Source organism: Sphaerimonospora cavernae (genome assembly GCF_042435035.1).
Lineage (GTDB): Bacteria > Actinomycetota > Actinomycetes > Streptosporangiales > Streptosporangiaceae > Sphaerimonospora > Sphaerimonospora cavernae.
Map to the genome: position 1 here is coordinate 166,767 of NZ_JBHMQT010000032.1, position 22,993 is coordinate 189,759.

Genomic DNA, 22,993 nt, shown 5'->3' on the forward strand with positions numbered 1-22,993 from the left:
GAGGGACTCCTTCATGGGATGAGGATGCGCTTGACCTTGAAGGACTTGGCGATCAGATCGATCTCCGCGGCGCGCTCGCGATGGCACGCGGGCGAGCAGCGGACGACCAGGCTGGAGATCCGCGTCCCGTCCGCCGACAGGTAGGCGGTCTCGTCGTACGTCTGCGGGGGCCCGATCCCGTGCCGCAGGGTGAAGACGCTGCGCACGCCGCGGACCCCGTCTTCGACCGGCAGCACCCGGTCCGTCAGCAGCTTGAAGTCCTTGTACGGATAAATCCCGCTCTCGTCGAGTCGGCGGCGCACGTCTTCGGAGAGCGCGACAGGAAAGCCGAGGGAGTTGCGCAGCATGTTCAGCGAGGCCTGGTTCCGCTGTTCCTCGCTGAGCTTCTGCACTTTGACGAGCACGAACGGCCGGTCGTCGGCTCCGGACGCCCCGGTCACCAGATGATTGATCGACGGCTGCGGGTCGGCGTCGTAGGCCACGATCCAGACGGCCTGTCGCAGGGCCGACTGGTCCTCCTCTCCGAAGACGGCCTTCTCGATCGCCTCCTGGTCGACCTTCCGCCACTGGGCGGGCACCTTGAAGTAGGTCGCCCCGTCATCGTCGCGTACGTACGTGTATTGAGGGCCTGCGCAGCCGGACAGCAGCGAAGCGGCGAGCGTGGCCCCCATCAGAGCCCGAACTCTGCCCAGGTCGTGTCCTAGCGGGTGCACGAGGTAGTGATGCCCGTTTTCCCAAATCTCCCTCGCAGGCACGTTCCACGACATTCCCACAAATTTGACCAAATCGTGCTCGAATTATGATTGGTGTCGTGACATTGAACCCCGGGACCGCCACGCTATCAGGATCTGTCTTTCCGGCGTGTAACACCTGGCGACCTCGAACACGACATCTTCATGCGTGATGTCAGGCAATCCTTGGCCGGTGGGGAGCTGAGCATATGGACGGGGTGGCACTGGAACGCATGTTCTCGGAGGTGTGGTCCGGAGAGAAGCTCACCGATCGGGACCGGCGTCTGCTGCTGCTCGGCCTACTCGTGGGCGACGGCGTGGACGACATGATCGAGATCCAACTCGACGCGGCCCTGCGCACCGGTACGCTGACCCCGGAGGAGTTGCGCGAGGTGGTCTCCTTCCTCGCCCACTACGCGGGCTGGACCCGCGCCTCCCGGCTCGACGCCAAGGTCGAGAAACTGATCGCCAGGGTTCTGGGCACATCGGAGCGTTGAACGGCCGAAAGCAAGGCGCGATTAGAGATCTGGAAAACCTTCCACGAAACGGCGCGACGGTGGGCGCGACGGAATAGGGCGGCGGGTTAGCTTCTCCGACGTGATCAGGGAGGAGCCCACATGAAACCGGACAACCGGATTCGTGTCATGGAAATCATCGCCCGGATGAACGTCGGCGGCCCCGCCACCCAGGTGGCGGGGCTGTGCGAGCGGCTCGACTCCGACGAGTTCGACCACCGCCTTTACGCCGGCTATGTCGACGGCGGCGAGGGTGACCACCTGAACCTGCGCGACACGTTGATCCCGGTTCACCGCATCCCGGGCCTCGGCCGGTCGGTCAGGCCTGCCGACTACCGCGCACTCCGCCGACTGGTCGCCGCCATGCGCGAGTTCCGGCCGCACATCGTCCATACCCGGACCGGCAAGGCCGGGGCGCTGGGACGGCTGGCGGTCCGGCTGTCCGGGGTCGACGCCGCGCGCATCCATGTGTTCCACACCCCGCTCCCCCGCGGCCGCCCGTCACGGCTCAGACGGTCGCTGCGCGTCCGGCCGCAGCGGTTCGTCACGGCACGGTTCGTCGCGGCGGGGTGCGACCGGCTGGTCACCGGCGGCTTCAATGTCAGGGACGACCTGTTGAGCGCCGGCGTCGGCCGTCTGGAGCAGTACGTCGTGATCCCGCCGGGCGTTCAACTCGGGCCGATTCCCGATCGCATGGCCGCCCGCCGATCCCTCGGCATCCCGGCCGACGTGCCGGTCGTCGCCTACGTCGGGCGCCTTTCCAGGGTCAAGCGGCCGGACCGGTTCGTGGAGGTGGCGCGCGAGGTCCTGGAGCGGATGCCCGACTGCCGCTTCCTCATCTGCGGCGGCGGAGAGCTCAGGGAGGAGGTGGAGCGGGCGATCCGCCCGGTCTGGGACTCCTTCCGCCTGCTGGGCTGGCGCCGAGACGTGGAGACCGTGTACGCGGCGGCCGACGTGCTGCTGCTGACCTCCGACAACGAGGGCACGCCACTGGCACTTGTCGAGGCCGGAATGGCCGGGGTCCCCGTCGTGTCCACCCGGATGGGCAGCGTCGACGAGGTCGTCAGGGACCGGCGGACCGGTCTGCTGGCCGACCCCGACGTGGCGGAACTGACCGACCACACCGTACGCCTGCTGAAGGATCCCAGCCTGGCCCGGCGGATGGGCGAGGCGGCCCGCCGGTGGACGACGCGGGCGTTCGGGGTCGACCGGCTCGTCACCGACACCGAGGCGCTCTACCGGTCGCTGTGCGGCGTGCCGCGATGAGACGCCCGCCGATGAGGGGCGTCGCGATCGCGGCGATCACCACGGCGCCGGTGGCAGCCTCCGGTTTCGCCGACTGGCGGGTCGCCCCGATCCTGCTGGCGGCGTGGGCGGTCGCCGTGCTCGGCGTCATCGATGAGATCTCGCCGCTCCCCGCGATAACCCGGCTGAGCGTGCAGTCGCTGGCCGCCGGCGGGATCGTGCTGTGCGGTCTGCAGATCACCCTGACCGGTGAACTGCCGGACGGACCGGTCACGGTGATGTGGACGGTGGCCGTGACGAACGGCTTCGCCCTGCTCGACCGGTTCGACCGGACCGCCGTGAGCGCCGCGGCGGTGACGGCCGCCTGCCTCGCCTGCGCGGCACTCGCCTCGTCCCAGCCGGCCCATGCCGTACTGCCCGGCGCGCTGCTTGCGGCACTGGCCTGCGCCTGCCTCGCGGGCCGGGGAAGCCGGCTGGGCCCATCCGCCTCGCCGTTCACCGGGTTCGTCCTCGCCGCCGCGGCGACCGCCCTGACCTGCGGGCGCGGCAGCGGCACCATCGTCGCAGGGCTGCTGCTCCCCACGTCGATCGCGATCGCGGGGGCCGCGTGGGCGGCCCGGAGGGGTGCCGCCCACGGTCGGGGGCGCTGGATTCAGAGGCGCTGGGCTCAGAGGCGATCGACGTTGGGCCCCGCGCACCGATCGCGGCAGTCGAACACGAAGGCGCTTTCGCGCTGGACCAGCTCATAGTCGAACCGGTCGAACAATCCGCACATCGTAGGATTTATCACCCTCAGCCGATTGGCATTGCCCTTCACCCACTCGGCTTTATTTATCTTTACGGTATTCTTAGTTCGAGATTCCGAAACACCCGCTCGGCCACTCACATCGCGTGATTTACTTCGACTTCAGGAGTAACCATCTGATGGCCTAGCGGGCACGGGCGTTCCATTGATGCCCGGGTAAGGAAGATCGAGGCACATGGCGACGCTCACCTCCATCGGCCACGCCGGGCTCTTCGTCGAAACCTCCACGTTCACCTTGGTCTTCGACCCCTGGATGAGTCCGCACGGAGCCTACATGGGTTCGTGGTTCCAGTTTCCCCGTAACGATCATCTCGACATCAAGAGCCTGACCTCGGCGACCTATGTGGCGATCTCACATGAACATCTCGACCACATGGACTCCTGGTTTCTGGAGCAGCTCAGCGACGAAACCACGGTGCTGATCCCCGCATATCCATCGGACACATTCGCCAACCGGATTCGCGAGTCCGGAGTCGACAGAATCATCAAAATCAATTCATGGGAGCCTTTTCCGCTGGACAACGACGGCTCATGGATCATGACCATCCCTCAACTGTCTCCGATGTTCCATGACTCGGGGTTCCTCATCGTGACCGAGGGCAGGTCGGTACTGAATTGCAACGACGCCAAGTTGACCGCGTCGCAGGCACGCCGCGCCAAGCACCTGGCAGGCGGCCGGCTCGACGTCATGGCCGTGCAGGCGTCCTCGTCGGCCTGGCATCCGATGTGCTACTCGTACCCGGTGGAGGAGGAGCGGCGCATCGCCATGGAGAAGCGGATGATCAAGCTGCGTGCCGTTCACCGTCTGGTGCGTGCCACAGAACCGGAACTCGCCCTTCCCTTCGCCGGCCCGCCCTGCTACCTCGACCCGGAGTTGCGCGGCCTCAACCGGGTGCTGGACACCGAGCACGGGGCCTTCGTCCACCCGGAAGCCGCCAGGAACTGGCTGAGCGAGCACCTACCCGGCCAGGCCTGGGAGACATTGAAGCCGGGTGACCGCCTCGATCTCAGGACCGGCGAGATGACACGGGATCCCGTTTCGGCGGAGTTCAGCTTCACCGAGGGAGTCGAGGAGTACATCCGGCGCTACGCCGAGGATCGGGCGGAGGTCCTCGAGAAGATCCGGGTCGAGTACCCCGAACCGGGCCCCGGCTTCCCCGAGCGCTTCGTCAACCACTTCTCCCGGCTGGGCACGCTCAGCGACTACTTCCTCGACCACATCGGCATGACGGTCCGTTTCGAGATCACGGGGCCGAACGGCGGAGTCTGGGACGTCCGGATGAACGCGGACGGCCTGGCCATCGGCCCGGCGGCCACCGAACGGCCCGGTTACACGATCACCGTGCGGGGGCGCTGGGTCGAGCCCGTCCTGGCCGGCGACCTCGCGTGGGAAGACCTGCTGCTCTCCTTTCGGATTCGCCTGGACCGCGACCCCGACGTGTACAACGGCTACCTGGTCGGGCTGCTCAAGCACGCCAACGCACCGGCCCTGGAGGCCGTCGAGGAATACGAGACCGGCAGGGACGAGACCGAACGCATCACCGTCACCGATGGCGACCGGGCGTTCGAGATCGCCAGGTACTGTCCACACGCGGGCGAGGACCTGTCGATCAGCGCCGTCATCGAGGACGGCAAGATCCACTGCCTCAGTCACAACTTCGCCTTCGACCTGGCCACCGGTGCGTGCGTGAACGCGCGATGCGCTCCCCTGGCCACCCGTGAGATCTCGCCGTCCTGAACGTGCAGGGAGCGACCGGCCCCCGGTCAGAGCCGTTCCACATTGAAACCCCGGCACCGGTCGCGCGTGTCGAAGACGAACGCGCTGGCCCGGCGTGAGCGGATTCCGCGAGCGTGCTTCGGAGGTCTGTAAAGCCCTGGCAAGGACACCGCCGCACGCGAACGTCGGTCCCCCTCGCCTCTCCGCACGCCGCCAAACTGACACCGCGCCGTCCGTCTTCTCGTCGACAGGCATCCCGAACGGCTCAGCCACCGGGAACCGCGGCATCCGAACCCTTACAAGCGGCGACTGGAGGATCGATGTGCGGGATAGCCGGAACGGCGACCACGCTGACCCCGGACCCCGACCTGGTCCGCCGTATGTGCGATGTGATCGTCCACCGCGGTCCCGACGGCGCCGGCTACCACGACGACCGGCACGCCTCACTCGGCATGCGCCGCCTGGCCGTCATCGACGTCGCCACCGGTGACCAGCCCGTCCGCAACGAAGACGGGACCATCGTCGCCGTCTTCAACGGCGAGATCTACAACTACCCGGAGCTCCGCCGCGAACTCGCCGCCAAAGGACACCGCCTCCGCGGCCGAGGCGACTCGGAAACCCTCGTCCACCTCTACGAAGAACACGGCGCCGATCTCGTCCACCGGCTTCGCGGCATGTTCGCCTTCGCCATCTGGGACCGCACCCGCCAACGCCTCCTCCTCGTCAGAGACCGCGTGGGGAAGAAACCCCTGTACTGGCGGGCGGACGGCACCACCATCCACTTCGCCTCCGAGCTCAAATCCCTCGCCCAAGACCCCCGCATGGCCCGCGGCATCGACCTGGTCGCCCTGCACCACTACCTGACCTACCAGTACGTCCCCGCCCCCTGGTCGATCTACGAGGGGGTGCGGAAGCTCTCGCCGGGTCACCTTCTCATCTGGGAGCGAGGCAGAGTCACCGTACGCCGCTACTGGAGCCTCGACCGGACCGGAGGCGGACGGGTGGACGAGCGGGAGGCCGAGGAACAACTCCGGGAGCTCCTGCTGGACGCGACCAGGATCCGCATGGTCAGCGAGCGTCCCATCGGCGCGTTCCTCTCCGGCGGCATCGACTCCTCCGCCGTCGTCGCCGCCATGGCCCTGCAGAGCTCCGAACCCGTGAAGACCTTCTGCATCGGTTTCGAGGACAGCAGGTACGACGAGCGGAACAAGGCCCGGATGGTCGCCGACCGGTACGGCACGGACCACCACGAACTGGTGGTGTCCACCGACCTGCTCGACATCCTGCCGCGCCTGGCATGGCAGTTCGACGAACCCTTCGCCGACTCGTCCGCCATCCCCAGCTTCTACGTCGCGCAGCTCAGCCGCAGGCACGTAACCGTGGCACTCAACGGCGACGGAGGCGACGAATGCTTCGGCGGCTACCAGCGGTACGCGCTGATGAACCAGGCACGAAGGATCCCCACCCTGCCCCGCCCGCTCGCGGCGATGTCCACGCGGGCCGGCGACCTCATCACCCGGCGGAGCCACGCCCGGTCGTCTCTCCGGCGACTCGGCCGGTTGATGCGGTTCGCTGCGGAGCACCCCACCCGTCGCTACGCCGCCCTCATGTCCTGCTTCACATCGGACCAGAAGGCCGGCGTCTACAGCGACGCGCTACGCGACCGGCTCGCGGGGACGGACAGCCACCTGCTCCTTGAGGCGATCTACCGCGACTCCTCGGCGGGCACCGACCTCGGGCGCGTCCTCGATGTGGACGTCATGAGCTATCTGCCCGGTGACCTGCTCGTCAAGGTGGACATCACGACGATGGCCAACTCTCTGGAGGCGAGATCGCCGTTCCTCGACCATCACCTGATGGAGTGGGCGGCGTCCCTTCCCGATGGCCTGCATGTCCGCGGCGGCCGCACGAAGCTGCTGCTCAAGCGCGCGGTCGCGCCCTGGCTGCCTCCCGAACTGCTGCGCTGTCCGAAGCAGGGGTTCGGTGTTCCGCTCGCCGCGTGGCTCCGCGGCGAGCTGCGCGACCTCGCCCATGACGTGCTCACCGACGACACCGCGCGGAGCAGGGGCCTGTTCCGGCCGGAGGCCGTACGGGACCTCCTGCTGCGGCACGCGAGCGGCGCCGACCACAGCGACCACCTGTGGGCCCTGCTCCAGTTCGAGCTGTGGCACCGCGCGCATGCCGAGCCGAGCGGACTCATCGGGGCGCAGACGGGTTGCCCTCGAGCCGGGAACCGCTGAGCACGATCAATTCAGCACAGAGAGCAGCAAGGGAGAGTTCCGCCGTGTCTCCGAGAAAGCAAGCCGATCTCCAGCGCGTCGCGCTCCTCAACGGGCAACTGGGACTGGGAGGCGCTGAGAGGCAACTGTCCCTGCTCGCGCTCGAACTGCGGGCGCGGGGCGTCGAAGTGTGCGTGCTCCTGCTGACCAGAGGAGGGCCCCACGAGGCGACGTTGCGCGACGCCGGCATCGCGGTGCACCATCTCGGCTTCGTCCGGTGGTCGTCCGGCCCGCTGGCGCCGGTATGGAACATCCGGGCCTTCGGCCGCATGGTGCGTCTGCTGCGCCGCATCGAGCCCGACGTCCTGCACGCGTTCCTGATGGAGAGCTACCTACTTGGGACGCCTGCCGCGCGCCTGGCCCGGGTCCCCGTGATGGTCTCGGGGCGACGCGGCGTGAGTAACTTCAAGAAGCGCAACTGGGCCTTCGAACTCGGCACCATGGTCACTCGCCTCGCGGATCACGTGGTCGCCAACGCGGTGGCCGTCGCGCGGGACGCCCGTACGGTCGAGCGCATCCCCGCACGCAAAATCAGCGTGATCTACAACGGGCTTTCCCGTTCGGCGTTCGACCCGGTGGAGCCCGAGCTCATCGACACCCGGCTGCCGGTCGTGGTGTGCGTGGCCGGGCTGCGCCCGGAAAAGGGGCATCGATTCCTCATCGACGCCGCCGCCATCCTGTCCCGTCGAGGACGCCCCTGTACGGTCGCGCTCGTGGGCGACGGCGCCGAGCGGGAGAACCTCGAAGCGCGGACACGTGCGCTCGGCGTCGATGTCCGTTTCCTGGGCACCCGGATGGACGTGCGGCCGCTGCTGGCCGGGGCCGACGTGGTGGCGCTCCCCTCGACCGCCGAGGGCTTGAGCAACGCGATCATGGAGGCGATGGCCGCCGGCCGGCCTGTCGTCGCGACGGCCGTCGACGGCAACCCCGAACTACTCGAGGACCGCGGTGTCCTCGTCCCTCCCGCGGACGCCGTGGCGCTGAGCGACGGGATCCTGCGTGTGCTGGACGATCAGGAGTTCGCGGCCGGACTCGCAACCGCGGCACGTGCGTGGGCGCGCAAGAACCTCGACCTCGACGCCATGGTCGACGAGCATGTCGCCCTCTACCGCCGCCTGCTCGAGGAACGATGTGCGAGGTAGCCGGCTCCGTGTCCCGGTCATGAGCTCCTCCCTGACCGCCGTCGCCGGCATACTGGCCAGCCGCGTGCTGCGGCTGGCCCTGGGAGCGGTGACGGGAGTGCTCATCGCGCGCACCCTGCAGCCCGAGGGCAGGGGCGTCTATTCCGTGATAGCGACGACGGCCGGCGCCGCCATCGTCGTGGGCCACCTGTCGTTGGAGAAGTCGCAGATCGCCTTCTGGCCGGACTTCTCCCGCCATCGGCCGCTCATCACGAACGCGCTGGTCCTCGGCATGTCCCTTGGAACATTCGCGGCGCTGGCCACGGCCGGGTTCGTCATGGTGAACGACCTGCCCGGCACATTTCCGCTGTGGGCGACGGCGCTGCTCGTCATCCCGTTCGGCAGCGCTTCCGTGAATTTCACCGCGATCCTGCTGCTGCGGTCGCAGCGGAAGGCGGTCAACCAGGCCACGGTGATCGCCTCGATGGTGCAATGCCTGCCCATCCTCGCCCTCGCGGCGGCCGGGCACGTCACCATCACGAGCGTGGTCATCTGCTGGGCCGCGTCCACCGTCGTGCCGTTCTTCATCTCGCTCCGGGCCCTGTGGCCGATCTCCCCGCGCTGTGAGAGGAGTCTCGTACGGCGCCAGGTCAGCCTTTCCGGCCGCTACCACGTCGGGCTCGTGGCGTACAACTTCCTGCTCAGCGCGGACATCTTCCTGCTGAGCGCGATGGACTCCGCGGCCACCGTGGGTCTCTACACGGTGGCCGTGACGATCACGAGCCTGGCCCGGATCCCCGCGGACTCGATCACTCAGGTCGTCCTTCCGAGACAGGCCGTCAGCGGAGCACTCGAGGCGGAGCGGGTCACCGCCCACACGCTGCGGCTCACCTTGCTCATTTCCACAGTCTTCCTCGGGCTGGTCGCCGCCGCCTCTCCCTGGCTGATCCCACTGGTGTACGGCGAGGCCTTCGCCACGAGTGTGGCTCCCCTGCTGGTGCTCGCTCCCGGCGCGGTCGCGCTGACCCTGGTACGGCCGGTCGAACAGTACCTGGTGCGGCTCGGCCGGCCGATCACGATGACGGCGATCTCCTGTGGGGCGCTGGCAGTGAACCTGCTCCTCAACCTGGTGGCGATTCCGCGGTGGGGAGCGGTCGGCGCGGCGCTCGCGTCGACCGTGGCCTACACGCTGCTGGCGTCGCTGGAGGCGGCGTGGTTCCTCCGATCGGCGCGGATGTCCGCGTCCGAACTGGTGCCGCGCCTTGCCGATCTGCGCAGGGCACCGGTCTCCGCCGCCTACTCCGATGAGGAGACGCCGCGAGCGGACAGCGCGCCGCAGCAGGTTCCCTGACCGCGACACCCGAGGCGATCGCTCCGGTCCTCTTCTCGTCGCCGCGCGGCCCTGGTCCAGGCGACCGCGGCCAGCAGGCTCACGACCATGACGATCGGCATCCGCTGCCGGAAGATGAGACCGACGTTGGACATGCTCGTCGCGTACACAATCGTGGAGGGCACGATGAAGAGAAGCATCATCATCAGCGTTCTCCGATGTCGGCCCCACAGCTGACGCGCTCCACGCACCGCGCAGAAGAGCAGGTAATACCAGAGCAGCGTTTCGATTTTCGCGAGCTGCAGCACAGCGCTTCCGCCCATCCAGGGAAACGGTGACAGCAGTGTGTAGGCGAGCTTCGGCGCGAACGCGCTCCACGGGTTCCCACCGTCTTCGAAGACGACCCCGGAACCCCCCTCCGCGTTCGCGAGGCGGACCGTCTCCGACTGCCCACGTTCAAGCTGCGCCTGCATCGGTTCGACCACCGCGTTCCGCGTCGCTTCGGGAAAGAACATGACGGGCACCAGCAGCCCGGTGAGAAGGGCGAGGGCGCACAACGGGAGAGCGCGCCTGGCCCCGACGAAGCCGAGGACCAGAGGCAACCCGCACATGAACACCATGTAGGGGCGCACGTGCCACAGAGCCCACAGCAGTGGCAGGAGCAGCAGCAGTTTCCGTATGTCGAATCTCTGGACGTTCGAGGCGGCCAGTCCCAGGCACGCCACGACGCAGAACACATTGAAACCGTCTTTGAACGTGTCCGACGTGTGCAGCAGGAACGCGGGCATGAACGCCGTCAGAACGAGAAGCCGGTAGGAGGCGCGTTCGTCGGCGCCGATGATCCTGGCGAATCTGTACATGATGATGCACAGTGCGCACGCGATGAGCGCGATCACAGACGTGCATGCCAGGAGGGCCGGTCCGTCGCACACGTAGAAGATGAGCGCGAAAAGATTGCACGGCACCGCCACGCCGTCGAGGGCGCTGATCTGATCGGAGGTGACGAACTGGAAGCCCTCACGTTGCCAGTACGCGACGATCTCCAGTGCCCTGTACTCGTACGTGTAGTTGTCGCCCCCGTACGGCAGCAGACCACTCCGCACGATCAGGACATGGATGACCAACCGTACGACGAACGCCAGGAGCAGCACCCGCAGGGCCCGCCACGCCACGTCTCCGTTCAGGAAAGTCTGGACAAGAAAGACAAGCATCATCGCGGAAATCGCGACGACTATGTATTCCACAGAGAATCACCTGAACGATATGGCGCACGGAACGGGAGAGCAGAAACGTCTCGACACTGTAACCCGGTAAACGTGCAGGTCGCCGGGCACGCGGCCGCCGAACGTTCCAAGTCACGGCAAAGGATCCGGCAACCGATCAGACCCGCGGCCGGCATCGTATGGCGCCGTATGGCGCCGTTTTCCACGCAGCGGAGACCCGTCGGGAACACCATGAGAATATCTCTGGAAAGTCGCCGGAAGGAGGCCCCGGCTCGTCGCGTCCCGGCGCCGATCAAAAGCCCGGCAAGAAAACGATCGGGCGGATGCGCCCGAGCCCGTCCGGGCCGATCGGGTAGCCAGGCTTGCTCCCATGGCGACATCTGACATGCGTTCCAGGGGGTCGGCATGAGAATTCTGCACATCGGACATCGCCTGCCGCCGGAGCCGGGCGGCAAGGAACGTTACATCGAGCGCCTCGTCCATGAGCAACTCCTCCGCGGGCACGAGGTCGTCCTCGCGCATCGGCGGGGCAGCGCGCCACACGGAACGGAACTCCTGCCGCTCACCCGCACCGCCATGAGCCGGGCCGTGTCGCTGAAGTCCGATGAGATCGCGTTCGCCATGGAATGCGCGAAGGCCCTCCGCCGGATGCGCGGCATCGAGATCATCCACGCGCACGGCGATCACCGCGAGGCGCTTCACCTCGGCCCGCCCGCGCGGCGGCTGGGCGTCCCGCTCGTGGTCCATGTCCACGGCGCGCTGAACATCCGCCACCGGCGGATCATGCCGTGGGCCTTCCGCGATGTCGCCGGGTTCATCGTGTCGGGTACGAGACCCGGAGCGAACCTGCTCGCGGCCGGGGTCCCCGACAGGCTCATCCGCTCGCTGCCGGCCGGCGTGGACCTCGCCCGTCTCACCGGGATCCGGGAGAGCGAACAGGTCGAGCGCGGGCTGATCGTCAGTGTGGGGTCGCTGCTGCCGGTGAAGAACCATCCGCTTACCATCGCGGCGTTCCACGAGATCCAGGCCGCGCATCCGCACGCGCGCCTCGTCATCGCCGGGAGCGGCCCGGAACGGGCCCGGCTCGAACGCCTGGCCGGCCCGGCCGTCCGCTTCACCGGGCAGATCCCGCCGGACGAGGTCTACCGCCTGGTCAGCCGGGCCGAGGTCTTCGTTCATTCCTCCCATCTGCTGCCCACCATCGGCGAGGGGATCCCCACCGCACCGCTCGAGGCGCTGGCGCTCGGCGCCGCGGTCGTCGTCTCCTCTGCGGCGTCACTCGAACCCGCGGTCACCGACGGGGCCGCCTACCGTGTGTTCCGCTCGGGATCGGTCGCCGATCTGGCCAGGCACCTGCGCGCGCTACTCGGCGACGACGCGGCGCGGCGGCGGATGGTCGCGCGCGGGGTCCGCGCGGCGTCCGATCTCGACTGGCCCCTCGTGGCCGGGCGCATCGAGGAGTGGTACGAGCGGCTGAAGCGTACGAGGGGAACCGAGATCTCGATGCCCTCGTACGCCGACACCCTCACACCCGGGCTTCACGCCCGTACCAGGTCCTCGTAGAGCTCTTCGAACCATTCCGCGGTCGTGGCCATGTCAAGGCTGTCGGGATCGCTCTGGGCGGCGCCGGCCCGCAGCTCACGGTGGGTCCGCGGGTCCATCGCCTGAATCACGGCTCCGGCGAGGGCGTCGGGCGAACCGGGGTCGGTGAGAATGCCGTTCCGCCCCGAGGTGATCAGATCGGGCAGCCCCCCGACCCTGGTGGAGACGACGGGCACCCCCGCCGCGAGCGCCTCCATGACCACGACGGGCAGCCCCTCGTGGCGGGAGCTGAGAACGAGGAGGTCGGCCGCCGCGACCAGCCTCCTTGCTCCGGGCACCGGCCCGAGGACGCGCACCTGCCCGCCGAGGCGCCACTGCTTCACCTCGTGAGCGGTCTCGTCCCGCAGCGGCCCGTCACCCGCGAGCAGGAAGACGGCGTCCGGACGGGTCCGTATCACCTCGGCGGCCGCCTGAAGGAGCATGCGGTGATTCTTCTCGGGCCGGAAGTTGGCGACGGTGACGCACAGGAAGGCGGTCTCGGGCACGTCGAACTCACGCCGCACGTCGGCCGCCCGGGCGGCCCACCGCCGCTGCTCCCCCACGTCGACGCCGTGTACCCGGGTCAGCACGCGGCGGGAACCGACGACGGCGCGAGACCGCGCCACAGTCGGTGACACGGCTACGGTGCGGTCGTCCAGCCCCCGAGTGAGCCGGTCGAGATACATCGTCTTCGGCCATCGCACGCCGTGAACCGTCGAAACGAGAACGGGCCGGCGCCTGGTGAGGCGGACGAACGGGCGGAGCGCGATGGCGGGCGCCGGAGAATGCACATTCAGCACATGAGGCGCTGTCCGGCGGACCGTGGCGACAAGCCTCGCGTAGACCAGCGCCCGCGGGCACGAACTGAGGTCGATGACCGTCACCCCGGCCGCGCGCAACCGCTCGATGAGCTCACCGGTCGACGTCCGCAAACAGATCACCGTATAGTCCACCACGCTGTTCACGATCCGTCTCCGGGCCGCCACAAGTCGCTCGACGAGCAGCACTTCGGCCCCTCCGGTGTCGAGGGTCTTCACGACCTCGCACACCCTGACACCGCTCATGGCGGGCCCGGCCGGTGTCACCACATCAGCGTGATCGCAGCCGAAATTGGAATGACGGTCCATGCGTTCCACCTACCGATTCTTTGTCTGCGCCATTCGGAACCGCGGGTTTGAAATGCCTGGGGATCACCGTGCTTCGGCTCGGCGAGCGTGCCGGAGGATATGTAAAGGAAATCATCATGAGAGGCGCAGGCAAGCGGAACACGCTCCCCTTGTCCTCTTCTTTCCAGCGAACTCGGACCGCTCGTCCACACTCGGGCCAACAGCGGGTCACACCGTCGTGACCAGCTACTTTGTTCTACTCACCCAAGCCGACAGCCGCTCGATCAGGTACGGGTAGCGAATCTGGAAACTTTTCGCCGCGACGGTGAGCGCACCAATGCGGAAATCCTCCGGCAAGTTAGCTTGTCCGTCGTGAGCCACGCCTATCAGTGAGGAGCCCTATGAAGCCGGACAGCCGGATTCGGATTATGGAAATCATCGCCCGGATGAACGTCGGCGGCCCCGCCACACAGGTTTTGGGACTGTCGGAGGGCATGAACTCCGAGGAGTTCGACCACCGGCTCTACACCGGCCACGTCGATGACGGCGAAGGCGACCATCTGCGCCTGCGCGACGCGTCGGTCCGGGCGCATCGGGTGGCGGGCCTCGGCAGGTCGGTCAGCCCGGCGGACGACGTTCGGGCCCTTTTCCGCCTGGTCGGCGCCATGCGGAGGTTCCGGCCGCACATCGTGCACACCCGTACGGCCAAGGCCGGAGCGCTCGGCCGTACGGCGGCCCGCCTGTCGGGGGTGGGGGCGGCGCGGATCCACGTGTTCCACGGCCACCTGCTGCACGGGTACTTCTCCCCCGCCAAACTGCGCCTTTACATAAGCGCGGAACGGGTGCTCGCGTCGATGTCGGACCGGCTGGTGACCGTCGGCGCACAGGTCCGCGACGAACTGCTGGCCGCCGGCATCGGCCGGCCCGAGCAGTACGTCGTCATCCCGCCCGGCGTACGGCTCGGCCCGGTGCCCGGTAGAGATGCGGCCCGCGCCGAGCTGGGACTCCCCCGCGACGCGCCGGTCGTCGCCTACGTCGGACGGCTCACCCGGATCAAGCGGCCCGACCGCTTCCTCGACGTGGCCCGCGCGGTGCTCCATCGCGTGCCCGCCTGCCGGTTCCTCGTCTGTGGCGACGGCGAACTGAGGCAGGAGCTGGAGCGCGGCGTCCAGCACGTTCGGGGCTCCTTCGACCTGCTCGGGTGGAGAAGGGACGTCGAAACGGTCTACGCCGCCGCCGACGTGGTGCTGCTGACCGCGGACAACGAGGGCACGCCGTTGACGCTCGTGGAGGCGGGCATGGCCGCGACGCCCGTCGTCTCCACCCGGGTCGGCAGCGTCGCCGAGGTCGTGCGCGACGGACACACCGGCCTGCTCGCCGCTCCCGACGCCGCCGAGCTCGCGGAGCACGTCGTGCGGCTGCTCTCGGACACCGGCCTGTCCCGCCGGATGGGCGAGGCGGCCCGCGACTGGACGACGCGCGCGTTCGGCGTCGAACGCCTCGTCTCGGACACCGAACACCTTTACCGATCACTTCGCGGCGTCTCCCGGCACCGCCCCACTCTTGAAAGCAGCAACATATGAGGATCCTTGTGACAGGGGGCGCCGGCTTCATCGGCGCGAACCTCTGCCGCGCGCTCATCACCCGGCCCGAGATCGAGGCCGTCACGGTGCTCGACGACCTCAGCACCGGGGAACGACGCAACATCGACGACATCGGCGTGGAGCTGGTGACCGGGAGCATCCTGGACCGGGAGTTGCTCGCGGACCTCGTCTCGGAGGCGACGACGGTCGTGCATCTCGCCGCGCGGCCCTCGGTGCCGAGGTCGCTGACGGACCCACTGTCGTCGCACACGGTCAACGCGACGGGCACGCTCCACGTCATGGAGGCGTGCCGGGCGACCAGGCCGCACGTGATCCTCGCCTCCTCGTCCTCCGTCTACGGCAACTGTGCCGAACCGTACAAGCACGAGGATCTGCCCACCCGTCCGCTCAGCCCGTACGCCGCGAGCAAGCTCGCCGCCGAGGCGTACGCCCTGGCGTACGCGGAGAGCTTCTGCCTGCGTGTGCTCCCGTTCCGCTTCTTCAACGTGTACGGCCCCATGCAGCCGGCCGGACACGCGTACGCGGCGGTCATCCCGGCGTTCGTGTCCGCCGCGCTCAGCGGCGAACCGGTGCCGATCTACGGCGACGGCACCCAGTCGCGTGACTTCACCCATGTCGGGACGGTGGCCGAGGTGCTCACCGACGCGGTGGTCCGCCAGGTCACGAGCGGCACCCCGGTGAACCTCGCCTACGGGACGCGGGTCTCGCTGCTGTCCCTGAAGGACGCCCTCGCCGCGGTGTTCGGCCGTCCTGTGGAGGCAACGTTCCTGCCGCCGCGCCCGGGCGACATACACGCGTCGCAGGCGTCGCCTCGGCTGCTAGCCGAGCTGTTCCCCGGCGTGCGTCCGGTGCCGCTGGATGAGGGCCTCTCCCGGACCGTTGAGTGGTTCGAGAAGAACACCGGCACTCCCGCCTGATCGCGCCCCCTCCCGACACATCCGTTTCCCGAGCCGTCATTCAACCTCAGCGCACCATGTCACGGGAGAATTCGGTGACCAACTCACCAAGGCGCACATACCTGATTACCGGAGGGAGCGGCTTCGTCGGCTCCCATCTCAGCGACGCGCTGCTCACACGCGGCGACTCAGTCGTGGTTCTCGACAATCTGTCGACGGGCCGGCGAGCCAACCTCGCCCCACACCCCAACCTGCGTTTCGTCCAGGGATCGGTGCTGGACGAGCTGGTGGTCGACGAGCTCGTCCACCAGTGCGACGCCGTCGTCCACCTCGCCGCCGCCGTCGGGGTGAAGCTGATCGTGGAGCAGCCACTGCGCTCCTTCACGACGAACATCCGCGGCTCGGAGATCGTGATCGAGGCGGCCCACCGCTATCGCCGCAAGATCCTCGTCGCGAGCACGAGCGAGATCTACGGGAAGAATTCCGGCGGGCCGCTCACCGAGACGTCCGACCGCGTCCTGGGCAGCCCCGGCGTCCTCCGGTGGGCGTACAGCACGGCCAAGGCCGTCGACGAGATCCTGGCCAACGCCTACCACCGGGAGCGCGGCCTGCCCGCGGTCACCGTCAGGTTGTTCAACACCGTCGGACCTCGCCAGAGCCCGGCCTACGGCATGGTCGTTCCGCGGCTCGTCAGGCAGGCGATCATCGGTCTTCCGCTCACGGTTTTCGGTGACGGCACCCAGACCCGCTGCTTCGCCCACGTGCTCGACGTCGTGGACGCCCTGGTCCGGCTGCTCGACCATGACGGCGCGGTCGGCCAGACCTTCAATGTCGGCCGCAGCGACGAGGTGAGCATCCTGGAACTCGCCAAACTGATCGTCGAGCTGGCCGGAAGCATCTCCGGGGTCGACCTCATTCCGTATGCCGAGGCCTACGGCGCGGGCTTCGAGGACATGGAGCGCAGAGTCCCCGACACCACGAAGCTTCGCGAGCTCACCGGGTGGGCGCCACGCCGCACACTCGATGACATCCTGGTGGAGAGCATCGCCGAGGCCCGTGCGGAACTGGCGGCCTCCCGGCGATGAGCGGCTCGGCTCTCCTCACCGCGGCGGTCAGCGGGTTTCTCCTCGCCGCCGCGGCAACCCATGTGCTCCGCCGGGTCGCTCTGCGCTGGGAGTTCACGGATCGCCCCGGGGGCCACAAATCACACAAGCGGCCCACTCCGTACCTGGGTGGCGTGGCCATCGCACTCGGCGCCGTCGTTCCCCCGATCGCGCTTGTCGGCCTGCCCGATGAGCGAGTCGCCGGGATCATCGTCGGGGCCCTGGTCCTGGCCCTGCTCGGTCTGATCGACGATCTGCGGTCGCTCCGCCCGCTCACCCGGCTGACCGTCGAAACGCTGGCCGCCGTGGGCGTGGTGCTGACCGGGGTCCGGGCCACGGTGACCGGCACGTGGCTGGACGTCCCGATCACGGTGCTGTGGATCGTCGTCATCACCAACTCCTTCAACCTTCTGGACAACATGGATGGCGCTCTCGCCGCCGTCACCGTTGTCAGCGCCGCGATCCTCGCGGCGGCCGCCTTCGTGTCCGCCCGACCGGTGGCCGGGCTGATCCTGGTGACGCTGCCGCTGTCCGTCCTGGGATTCCTGCCGTACAACTGGGCCCCGGCGAAGATCTTCATGGGGGACGCGGGCTCGCTGTTCATCGGATTCGTCCTCAGCTGTTCGGCCGCCCTGCTGATCACCGGTCGGGACACCGGCACCGCGATCGCCGGCCTGCTCCTGCCGACCTTCGTCGCGACCGTCGACACGGGAGTCGTGGTGCTGTCACGGAGGAGGGCGGGACGGCCGATCATGCGGGGCGGGACCGACCACCTGTCCCATCGCCTGTGCCGGCTCGGTCTCAGCAGGAGTCTCGCGGCTCTCACACTCGCCGCCCTCGCCGCCATGACCGGCATGCTGCACCTGGTGATGACGCTGCGCTGGATCTCATCGCTCACCGCCTCGCTCATCGGTCTGGGGTCCGCCTGCATTCTCATCGGCCTGCCTCAGCGGGTGCGCGTCTATCCGCCGGTTCAGCCGCGGAAAACTCCTACAGGAAAGCGGTAAGGAACATGGAAGCGCTCTATTACGTACGACTCGTACGCAGAAACTGGCTGTTCCTCCTGCTCTCGCTGCTCGTCGGAGTGGGGGTCGCCGTCGTCGTGACCGTGAACACCCCGCCCAAGTACCCCGCGACGATCTCCATGCTGGTCTCGGGGGATGAAAAGGAGGGCGGCGTGGCCGCCGCCCTCCAGGCCGGCGCACTGTCCCAGCAGCGGGTGCGGTCCTACGCCACCCTGCTGACCAGCCGCCGGGTGATCGGCCAGATCGCGGCCGGCCGGGACGTTCCCGAGCTCCAGGCGAACATCACCGCTGAAGTCATCCCCGACACCGCTCTGCTGCGCGCCACCGTCACCGACACCGACCCGGCGCGGGCGGCCCAGCGGGCCAACGCCCTGGGGGCGGCATTCACCAAGCTGATCGACCAGATCGAGCGGCCCTCCCCCGGAAGCCGTCCGACGGTCCGGGTCACCGTGGTCGATCGGGCGGAGATCCCACGCGCACCGGTCTCTCCCAAGCCGTCGGTCAACGTGGCGCTCGGCGTGCTGCTCGCGCTGTTCGTCGGCATCGGCGCGCTCACGCTGCGCGATCGTCTGGACACCTCCGTCAAGACCTCGGACGAGCTGCGGCAGGTTGCCAAGATCCCGGTCCTCGGGGTGATCGGGTACGAGCGGGACGCGCGGCGTCACCCGTTGATCCTCCGCGGCGACGGCCGATCGTCGCGATCGGAGTCCTTCCGGTCCCTGCGGACGAACCTGCAGTTCATCGGAGTCGACAGCCAGCCCAAGTCCCTCGTCGTGACCAGCTGCCTGCCGAACGAGGGTAAGTCCTCCACCTCCACCAACCTGGCGATCACACTGGCGCAGGCGGGCTGGCGCGTGATCCTGGTCGACGCCGATCTCCGCCGCTCTCGCATCGCCGACTACCTGGGCATCGAGGGCGCCATAGGCCTCACCGACGTCCTCATCGAGAAAGCGCACCTCCATGAGGCCGTCCAGGCGTGGGGCCGGCCGGGCCTGTCGGTGCTGCCGAGCGGCCAGGTCCCGCCGAACCCCAGCGAACTGCTCGGGTCGAAGGGGATGCGTTCGGTGCTCGCTCGGCTCACCCAGGACTACGACATGGTGATCCTCGACGCGCCGCCGCTGCTGCCCGTCACCGACGCGGCGGCACTCGGCGCGGTATGCGACGGCGCGCTGTTGGTCGTGCGGTACGGCAAGACGCGGCGCGAGCAGGTGACGCGAGCCGTCGAACTCCTGTCGTCGGTCAACGCCCGGCTCGTCGGTGCCGTACTGAATTTCACGCCGGTCAAGCAGGACGGCTACTACGGATACGGCTACGACCCGGAGCCGGAGCGGGAGACGTCGGAGGTGTTCAGGGCGCCGGCGGGTGTTTGAGCAGCCGGAGCGGCGTGGCGAGCGACTCGGCGATCCGTCGAGCCGCGTCCCGGAAATCCCTGCGGGAGCCGCCGTAGGGGTCGGCGATGTCGGGCTGGTCCACCCGGACCAGCCCGCGTAGCGCTCTCGTCTCAGTGACCAGAGTGTGAGCCCGCCGTACCGGCTCGCGATGACGCGCGATGTTCTCGGCGGGTACGGCCCGAGCCAGCGCGCCGAACTCGGCGATGGTGAAGGTACGGGCTGCCGCGAGCGGATGCATCGTCACCACCGCGGCACGGTGCTCTGACGAGGCCGCGAGCACGAGATCCGCGGTTGTCACCAGCTCGGCGGTGAGCGGGCGCGAGCTGAAGCCCGCCGCGTCCCCGCCGAGCCTGGCCAGCTCGCGCCGCGCTCGCTCGGCCATCGGCCGACCGGGCGCGGCGCGGGTCCCCGCGCTGATCACGCTGAGCGGAGATCCCGGACCGAGTGCCGACCGGGCCAGCCGCTCCGCCAGCGCCGACCGGCAGATGTTGCCGGTGCACACGAACAGGATGTGAAAGCCGCCGTTCATGGGCGCGACCGTAGGCCGTCCTCGGCGCGCCGCCGCCCGCGGCACGCCGTTCTTTACGGTCAGGGGGCGCAGTTCTGGCCTTCCTGCCGGATCACGGTCTGCTGAGACCGGACGAGCGGTTGCACCGGGACCACCGGCGCGACCGTGGAGCCGGGCTCGAGCAGATCGAACTCGATCGTCCTCACCTGACGGGGGGCGAACTCCAGCACGGTCGAGTAGACGGGATGCGACCGTTCCGTCTCCGCGTAGAAACCGACGGGCCGGCCATCGAGGCGCGCCGCGATCGCCCTGGCGCCGATTCCCGCGTAGAGCGACACCCACAGCCGGTTGGAGCCGGGGGGGTGCGAACGTCCCGGGGAGTCGAGCCGATCGGTGACGTAGGTGGGCAGCTTCCCGGGCGGCACATCGTTGGCGAGCCGGATCCTCACCGTGCTGGCGCGCAGCCCGTCGCCGCGGCAGGGCCCCAGCGTGTAGGTCAGAGAGCGCTTGAGGTAGTAGTCCAGCTTGGTGCCGCCCGAGTTATTGATCACCAATCCGGCGAACGGCCCCCGCCGCTCCGGCAGCACACCGCCGAGCGGGGTGGCCGCGAGACGCCGCTCCTCGGCGTCCCTGCGACTCCAGATCTGGATCCTCCGCTCCTCCACGATTCCCGACAGGACCGGAAGCACCCGGGCGGGCTCGGCGAAAGCCTTGGAACTGACCAGCGCCTCGCTGACCGCGGCGGCGATCCTGATGAGGAACCTCTTACGCTCCGCCGGATCCGGATATCGGACGTACGCCGCGCGCTCGGTGAGGTCGACGACGTTGCCGGCTGTCACCCTCTCGCCTCCGGGCAGTCTGACCGGCCCGATCAGCTCCAGCAGGTGGGCGAGGCCGGCCGGGTCGGTGGCGATGGCGCCGTCCAGGGACCGGCCGGTCTTCCGCTGCCACAGTCCAGTCCAGGTGGCCGCGGCGTACGGGAAATGCGGCGACAGGTTGGAGACGGAGAGCATGGAGGTCGCGCCCCGGCCGTAGCGTGAGCGGAAGTCCGGCCCGAAGTCGGTGACAGAGGTGGAACTGAGAGCGAGTCCGTTGTTGGCCGAGAGCCGCTCGATGCCGAGCCTGCCGTGATCGGCGGTCAGGATGCCGAACGCGCCGACCAGGCCCCCGGTGCCGCGTGCCTCGGCGTTGGTCTGGAATGCCAGGAAGTAACGGCGCGGGCCGTCGCGCCCGAGCATCGGGGGGATCAGCGAGGCGGCGTCCGCGCCCGTACGCACCCAGCCGCGCAGCCGATCCACCTCACGCAGCATCGTGTCGCGTGCCTGGTCCAGGGCGGCCACTCCGGTCCGCGCCGGCGTCCCCGCCACCAGCGACCGCACCGCGGCCAGTCGTGTGACGGCATGGTCGAGGACCGGCGCCGCCGCGTCGAGGCCGGCCAGGATCGGCCGCAGATCACCGACGGCCGCGGGTTCGGCCCCCACCTCGATGAGCGGCGCGCCGGCGCGTTCGATGTCGGCCAGCACGTCGGTGACCTGCGCGACGGCTTCGGCCAGCCCGCGCGTGGTCGTGGCACCGTCCCCCACGACGGGAGCGTGGGTGAACAGCCGCCATTCGGGGCGGTCGGTGATCCGCCGCGCCTGCGCCGCGTGTCGCCGGGCGTCCGCCAGCGTTCCGGCCGCGGACGCCACCGCGGTTCGCGGGTCGGCCGAACGGAGCCGGAGCAGATCGGCCCTGGTCGCCTCCAGATGGTCTCGCACGCTCAACGCGAGGTGCGCCGACCAGCCCCCGGCCAGCACGAGGCCGAGGGCCAGCGACGGCAGGCCGATGACGACGGCCCGACGACTTCTCCTACCGAGCACCGGAAGACCGGCGGCGCCGTACGGAGATCAGCATGCAGCCGATGGCGGCGGCGAGCAGGCCGAGCCCGGCCGCGGCGATCCCGGCCGGCGCACCGGTGAACGGCAGGCGGCCCGCGATGCTCGCCGGCATGCCGCCTCCCGGCCCGGCGGCCTGCGCGGGCCCGGCACCCATCGGCCCGGCCCCCATCGGTCCGGCACTCATCGGCATCTCCTCCGGTCCGACGGCCTCTTCAGGAGCCGCCTCCCCGGCGGCCTCATCCGGTGCCTCTTCCTCCTCCGACTCGTCGGAATCGTCAGACTCCTCCGGCTCGGCCGCCTCGGGAGCAGTCTCCTCCCATGGCCCGGCGGCTACTCCCGGAGCGGTTTCGTCCCATGGTCCGGCGGCTGGTCCGGCGGCCGCCCCCGGAGCGTTCTCCACGCCCGGCTGAACGGCGGGTCCCACGGGAGCGGCCTGATTCTGCGCCGCCGGCCCGACGATGGGCGTAACCTGATGCGTCGTCCCGTTTGGCGTCCCGTTTTCGCCCGTTCCCGGGCCCATGCCGTTCCCCGGCCACATGGTGGGCATGTATTGCCCAAAACCGCCTTGGGGGTACCAGCCCGGATATCCCCCATAGCCGGGATAGCCCACGTTACCCGGGTTGCCCTGGACGGCCGGGGCCGCCTGGTTGGCCGGGACCACCTCGTCGACCAGGACCGGGTTGGTCTGCGCCTGCTCGATCTGCGCAGGTTCGGACTGGAGCTGGGTAGCCGGCGTGACGACTTGCTGGGCCGGAGGCACGAATGCCGCGATGGGCGCGGCGGGGAGGGGCGGATAAGGACTCGTATCCCCCCGAACCACGACACTGGACGGCGACAGACCGGTCGCGGCCGCCGCCATCCCTCCCGTCGTCAGGGTAAGTCCGCCCGCGGCCGTCACCGCCAGCAGAATGGGTATCGTATTATTTCTCGCCACTT

Annotated in this window: 19 protein-coding genes; 13 read left to right on the forward strand and 6 right to left on the reverse strand. The window is 68.9% G+C overall.

The genetic code is table 11. The features are described 5' to 3' along the window. Positions 1-11: 11 nt before the first annotated feature. Positions 12-671, reverse strand: coding sequence for a hypothetical protein (locus ACFHYQ_RS14105; protein ID WP_394301579.1), 660 nt, complete (start codon positions 669-671; stop codon positions 12-14). Positions 672-940: 269 nt separating this feature from the next. Here ACFHYQ_RS14105 and ACFHYQ_RS14110 point away from each other — a divergent pair, with 269 nt between their 5' ends. The 7 genes from ACFHYQ_RS14110 to ACFHYQ_RS14140 all read left to right on the forward strand — a co-directional run bounded on the left by ACFHYQ_RS14110 (position 941) and on the right by ACFHYQ_RS14140 (position 9,764). Further along, the gene (locus tag ACFHYQ_RS14110) at positions 941-1,228 is read left to right on the forward strand and encodes a carboxymuconolactone decarboxylase family protein (RefSeq protein WP_204018902.1); all 288 of its coding nucleotides are present in this window, start codon (positions 941-943) and stop codon (positions 1,226-1,228) included. A 120-nt stretch (positions 1,229-1,348) separates the two neighbouring features. Continuing rightward, entirely contained in the window at positions 1,349-2,512 is a 1,164-nt protein-coding gene (locus tag ACFHYQ_RS14115) for a glycosyltransferase family 4 protein (protein WP_394301580.1), read from the forward strand. 11 nt (positions 2,513-2,523) lie between these two features. After that, complete coding sequence (locus ACFHYQ_RS14120) at positions 2,524-3,240, forward strand: MraY family glycosyltransferase (RefSeq protein WP_394301581.1); 717 nt, start codon at positions 2,524-2,526, stop codon at positions 3,238-3,240. 231 nt (positions 3,241-3,471) lie between these two features. Further along, on the forward strand, positions 3,472-5,034 hold the full coding sequence (locus tag ACFHYQ_RS14125) for a Rieske 2Fe-2S domain-containing protein (RefSeq protein WP_394301582.1): 1,563 nt from the start codon (positions 3,472-3,474) through the stop codon (positions 5,032-5,034). Positions 5,035-5,333: 299 nt separating this feature from the next. Continuing rightward, positions 5,334-7,253 (forward strand): asparagine synthase (glutamine-hydrolyzing), encoded by a 1,920-nt coding sequence (gene asnB, locus ACFHYQ_RS14130; RefSeq protein ID WP_394301583.1) that lies wholly within the window; start codon positions 5,334-5,336, stop codon positions 7,251-7,253. Positions 7,254-7,297: 44 nt separating this feature from the next. Beyond that, positions 7,298-8,434, forward strand: a complete 1,137-nt coding sequence (locus tag ACFHYQ_RS14135) for a glycosyltransferase (RefSeq protein WP_394301584.1) — start codon at positions 7,298-7,300, stop codon at positions 8,432-8,434. Positions 8,435-8,453: 19 nt separating this feature from the next. Continuing rightward, the gene (locus ACFHYQ_RS14140; RefSeq protein ID WP_394301585.1) at positions 8,454-9,764 is read left to right on the forward strand and encodes an oligosaccharide flippase family protein; all 1,311 of its coding nucleotides are present in this window, start codon (positions 8,454-8,456) and stop codon (positions 9,762-9,764) included. Here ACFHYQ_RS14140 and ACFHYQ_RS14145 read toward each other — a convergent pair. Then, positions 9,710-10,987, reverse strand: a complete 1,278-nt coding sequence (locus ACFHYQ_RS14145; RefSeq protein ID WP_394301586.1) for a hypothetical protein — start codon at positions 10,985-10,987, stop codon at positions 9,710-9,712. The genes ACFHYQ_RS14140 and ACFHYQ_RS14145 overlap by 55 nt on opposite strands. 384 nt (positions 10,988-11,371) lie before the next feature. Between ACFHYQ_RS14145 and ACFHYQ_RS14150 the strand changes: the two genes are divergently transcribed. Further along, positions 11,372-12,529 (forward strand): glycosyltransferase family 4 protein, encoded by a 1,158-nt coding sequence (locus ACFHYQ_RS14150; protein ID WP_394301587.1) that lies wholly within the window; start codon positions 11,372-11,374, stop codon positions 12,527-12,529. Here ACFHYQ_RS14150 and ACFHYQ_RS14155 read toward each other — a convergent pair. After that, the gene (locus tag ACFHYQ_RS14155; RefSeq protein ID WP_394301588.1) at positions 12,505-13,674 is read right to left on the reverse strand and encodes a glycosyltransferase; all 1,170 of its coding nucleotides are present in this window, start codon (positions 13,672-13,674) and stop codon (positions 12,505-12,507) included. The genes ACFHYQ_RS14150 and ACFHYQ_RS14155 overlap by 25 nt on opposite strands. 407 nt (positions 13,675-14,081) lie before the next feature. Between ACFHYQ_RS14155 and ACFHYQ_RS14160 the strand changes: the two genes are divergently transcribed. From ACFHYQ_RS14160 to ACFHYQ_RS14180, 5 genes are all read left to right on the forward strand, one after another. Then, complete coding sequence (locus ACFHYQ_RS14160; protein WP_394301589.1) at positions 14,082-15,236, forward strand: glycosyltransferase; 1,155 nt, start codon at positions 14,082-14,084, stop codon at positions 15,234-15,236. 8 nt (positions 15,237-15,244) lie between these two features. Then, on the forward strand, positions 15,245-16,174 hold the full coding sequence (locus ACFHYQ_RS14165) for an NAD-dependent epimerase/dehydratase family protein (RefSeq protein ID WP_394301590.1): 930 nt from the start codon (positions 15,245-15,247) through the stop codon (positions 16,172-16,174). 74 nt (positions 16,175-16,248) lie between these two features. Continuing rightward, a complete protein-coding gene (locus ACFHYQ_RS14170; RefSeq protein ID WP_394301591.1) occupies positions 16,249-17,238 on the forward strand; it encodes an NAD-dependent epimerase/dehydratase family protein in 990 nt (329 codons plus the stop codon). After that, a complete protein-coding gene (locus ACFHYQ_RS14175) occupies positions 17,235-18,263 on the forward strand; it encodes a glycosyltransferase family 4 protein (protein WP_394301592.1) in 1,029 nt (342 codons plus the stop codon). Before ACFHYQ_RS14170 ends, ACFHYQ_RS14175 begins: the two co-directional genes overlap by 4 nt. Before the next feature lie 5 nt (positions 18,264-18,268). Further along, a complete protein-coding gene (locus ACFHYQ_RS14180) occupies positions 18,269-19,651 on the forward strand; it encodes a tyrosine-protein kinase domain-containing protein (protein WP_394301593.1) in 1,383 nt (460 codons plus the stop codon). Here the strand turns inward: ACFHYQ_RS14180 and ACFHYQ_RS14185 are convergent. Genes ACFHYQ_RS14185 through ACFHYQ_RS14195 form a run of 3 tightly spaced genes read right to left on the reverse strand, consistent with a single transcriptional unit; the run spans position 19,629 to position 22,817 of the window. Further along, on the reverse strand, positions 19,629-20,201 hold the full coding sequence (locus tag ACFHYQ_RS14185) for an arsenate reductase/protein-tyrosine-phosphatase family protein (protein WP_394301594.1): 573 nt from the start codon (positions 20,199-20,201) through the stop codon (positions 19,629-19,631). The genes ACFHYQ_RS14180 and ACFHYQ_RS14185 overlap by 23 nt on opposite strands. Positions 20,202-20,260: 59 nt before the next feature. Continuing rightward, the gene (locus tag ACFHYQ_RS14190; protein WP_394301595.1) at positions 20,261-22,039 is read right to left on the reverse strand and encodes a DUF4012 domain-containing protein; all 1,779 of its coding nucleotides are present in this window, start codon (positions 22,037-22,039) and stop codon (positions 20,261-20,263) included. Next, entirely contained in the window at positions 22,029-22,817 is a 789-nt protein-coding gene (locus tag ACFHYQ_RS14195; protein WP_394301596.1) for a hypothetical protein, read from the reverse strand. Before ACFHYQ_RS14195 ends, ACFHYQ_RS14190 begins: the two co-directional genes overlap by 11 nt. Positions 22,818-22,993 lie beyond the last annotated feature (176 nt).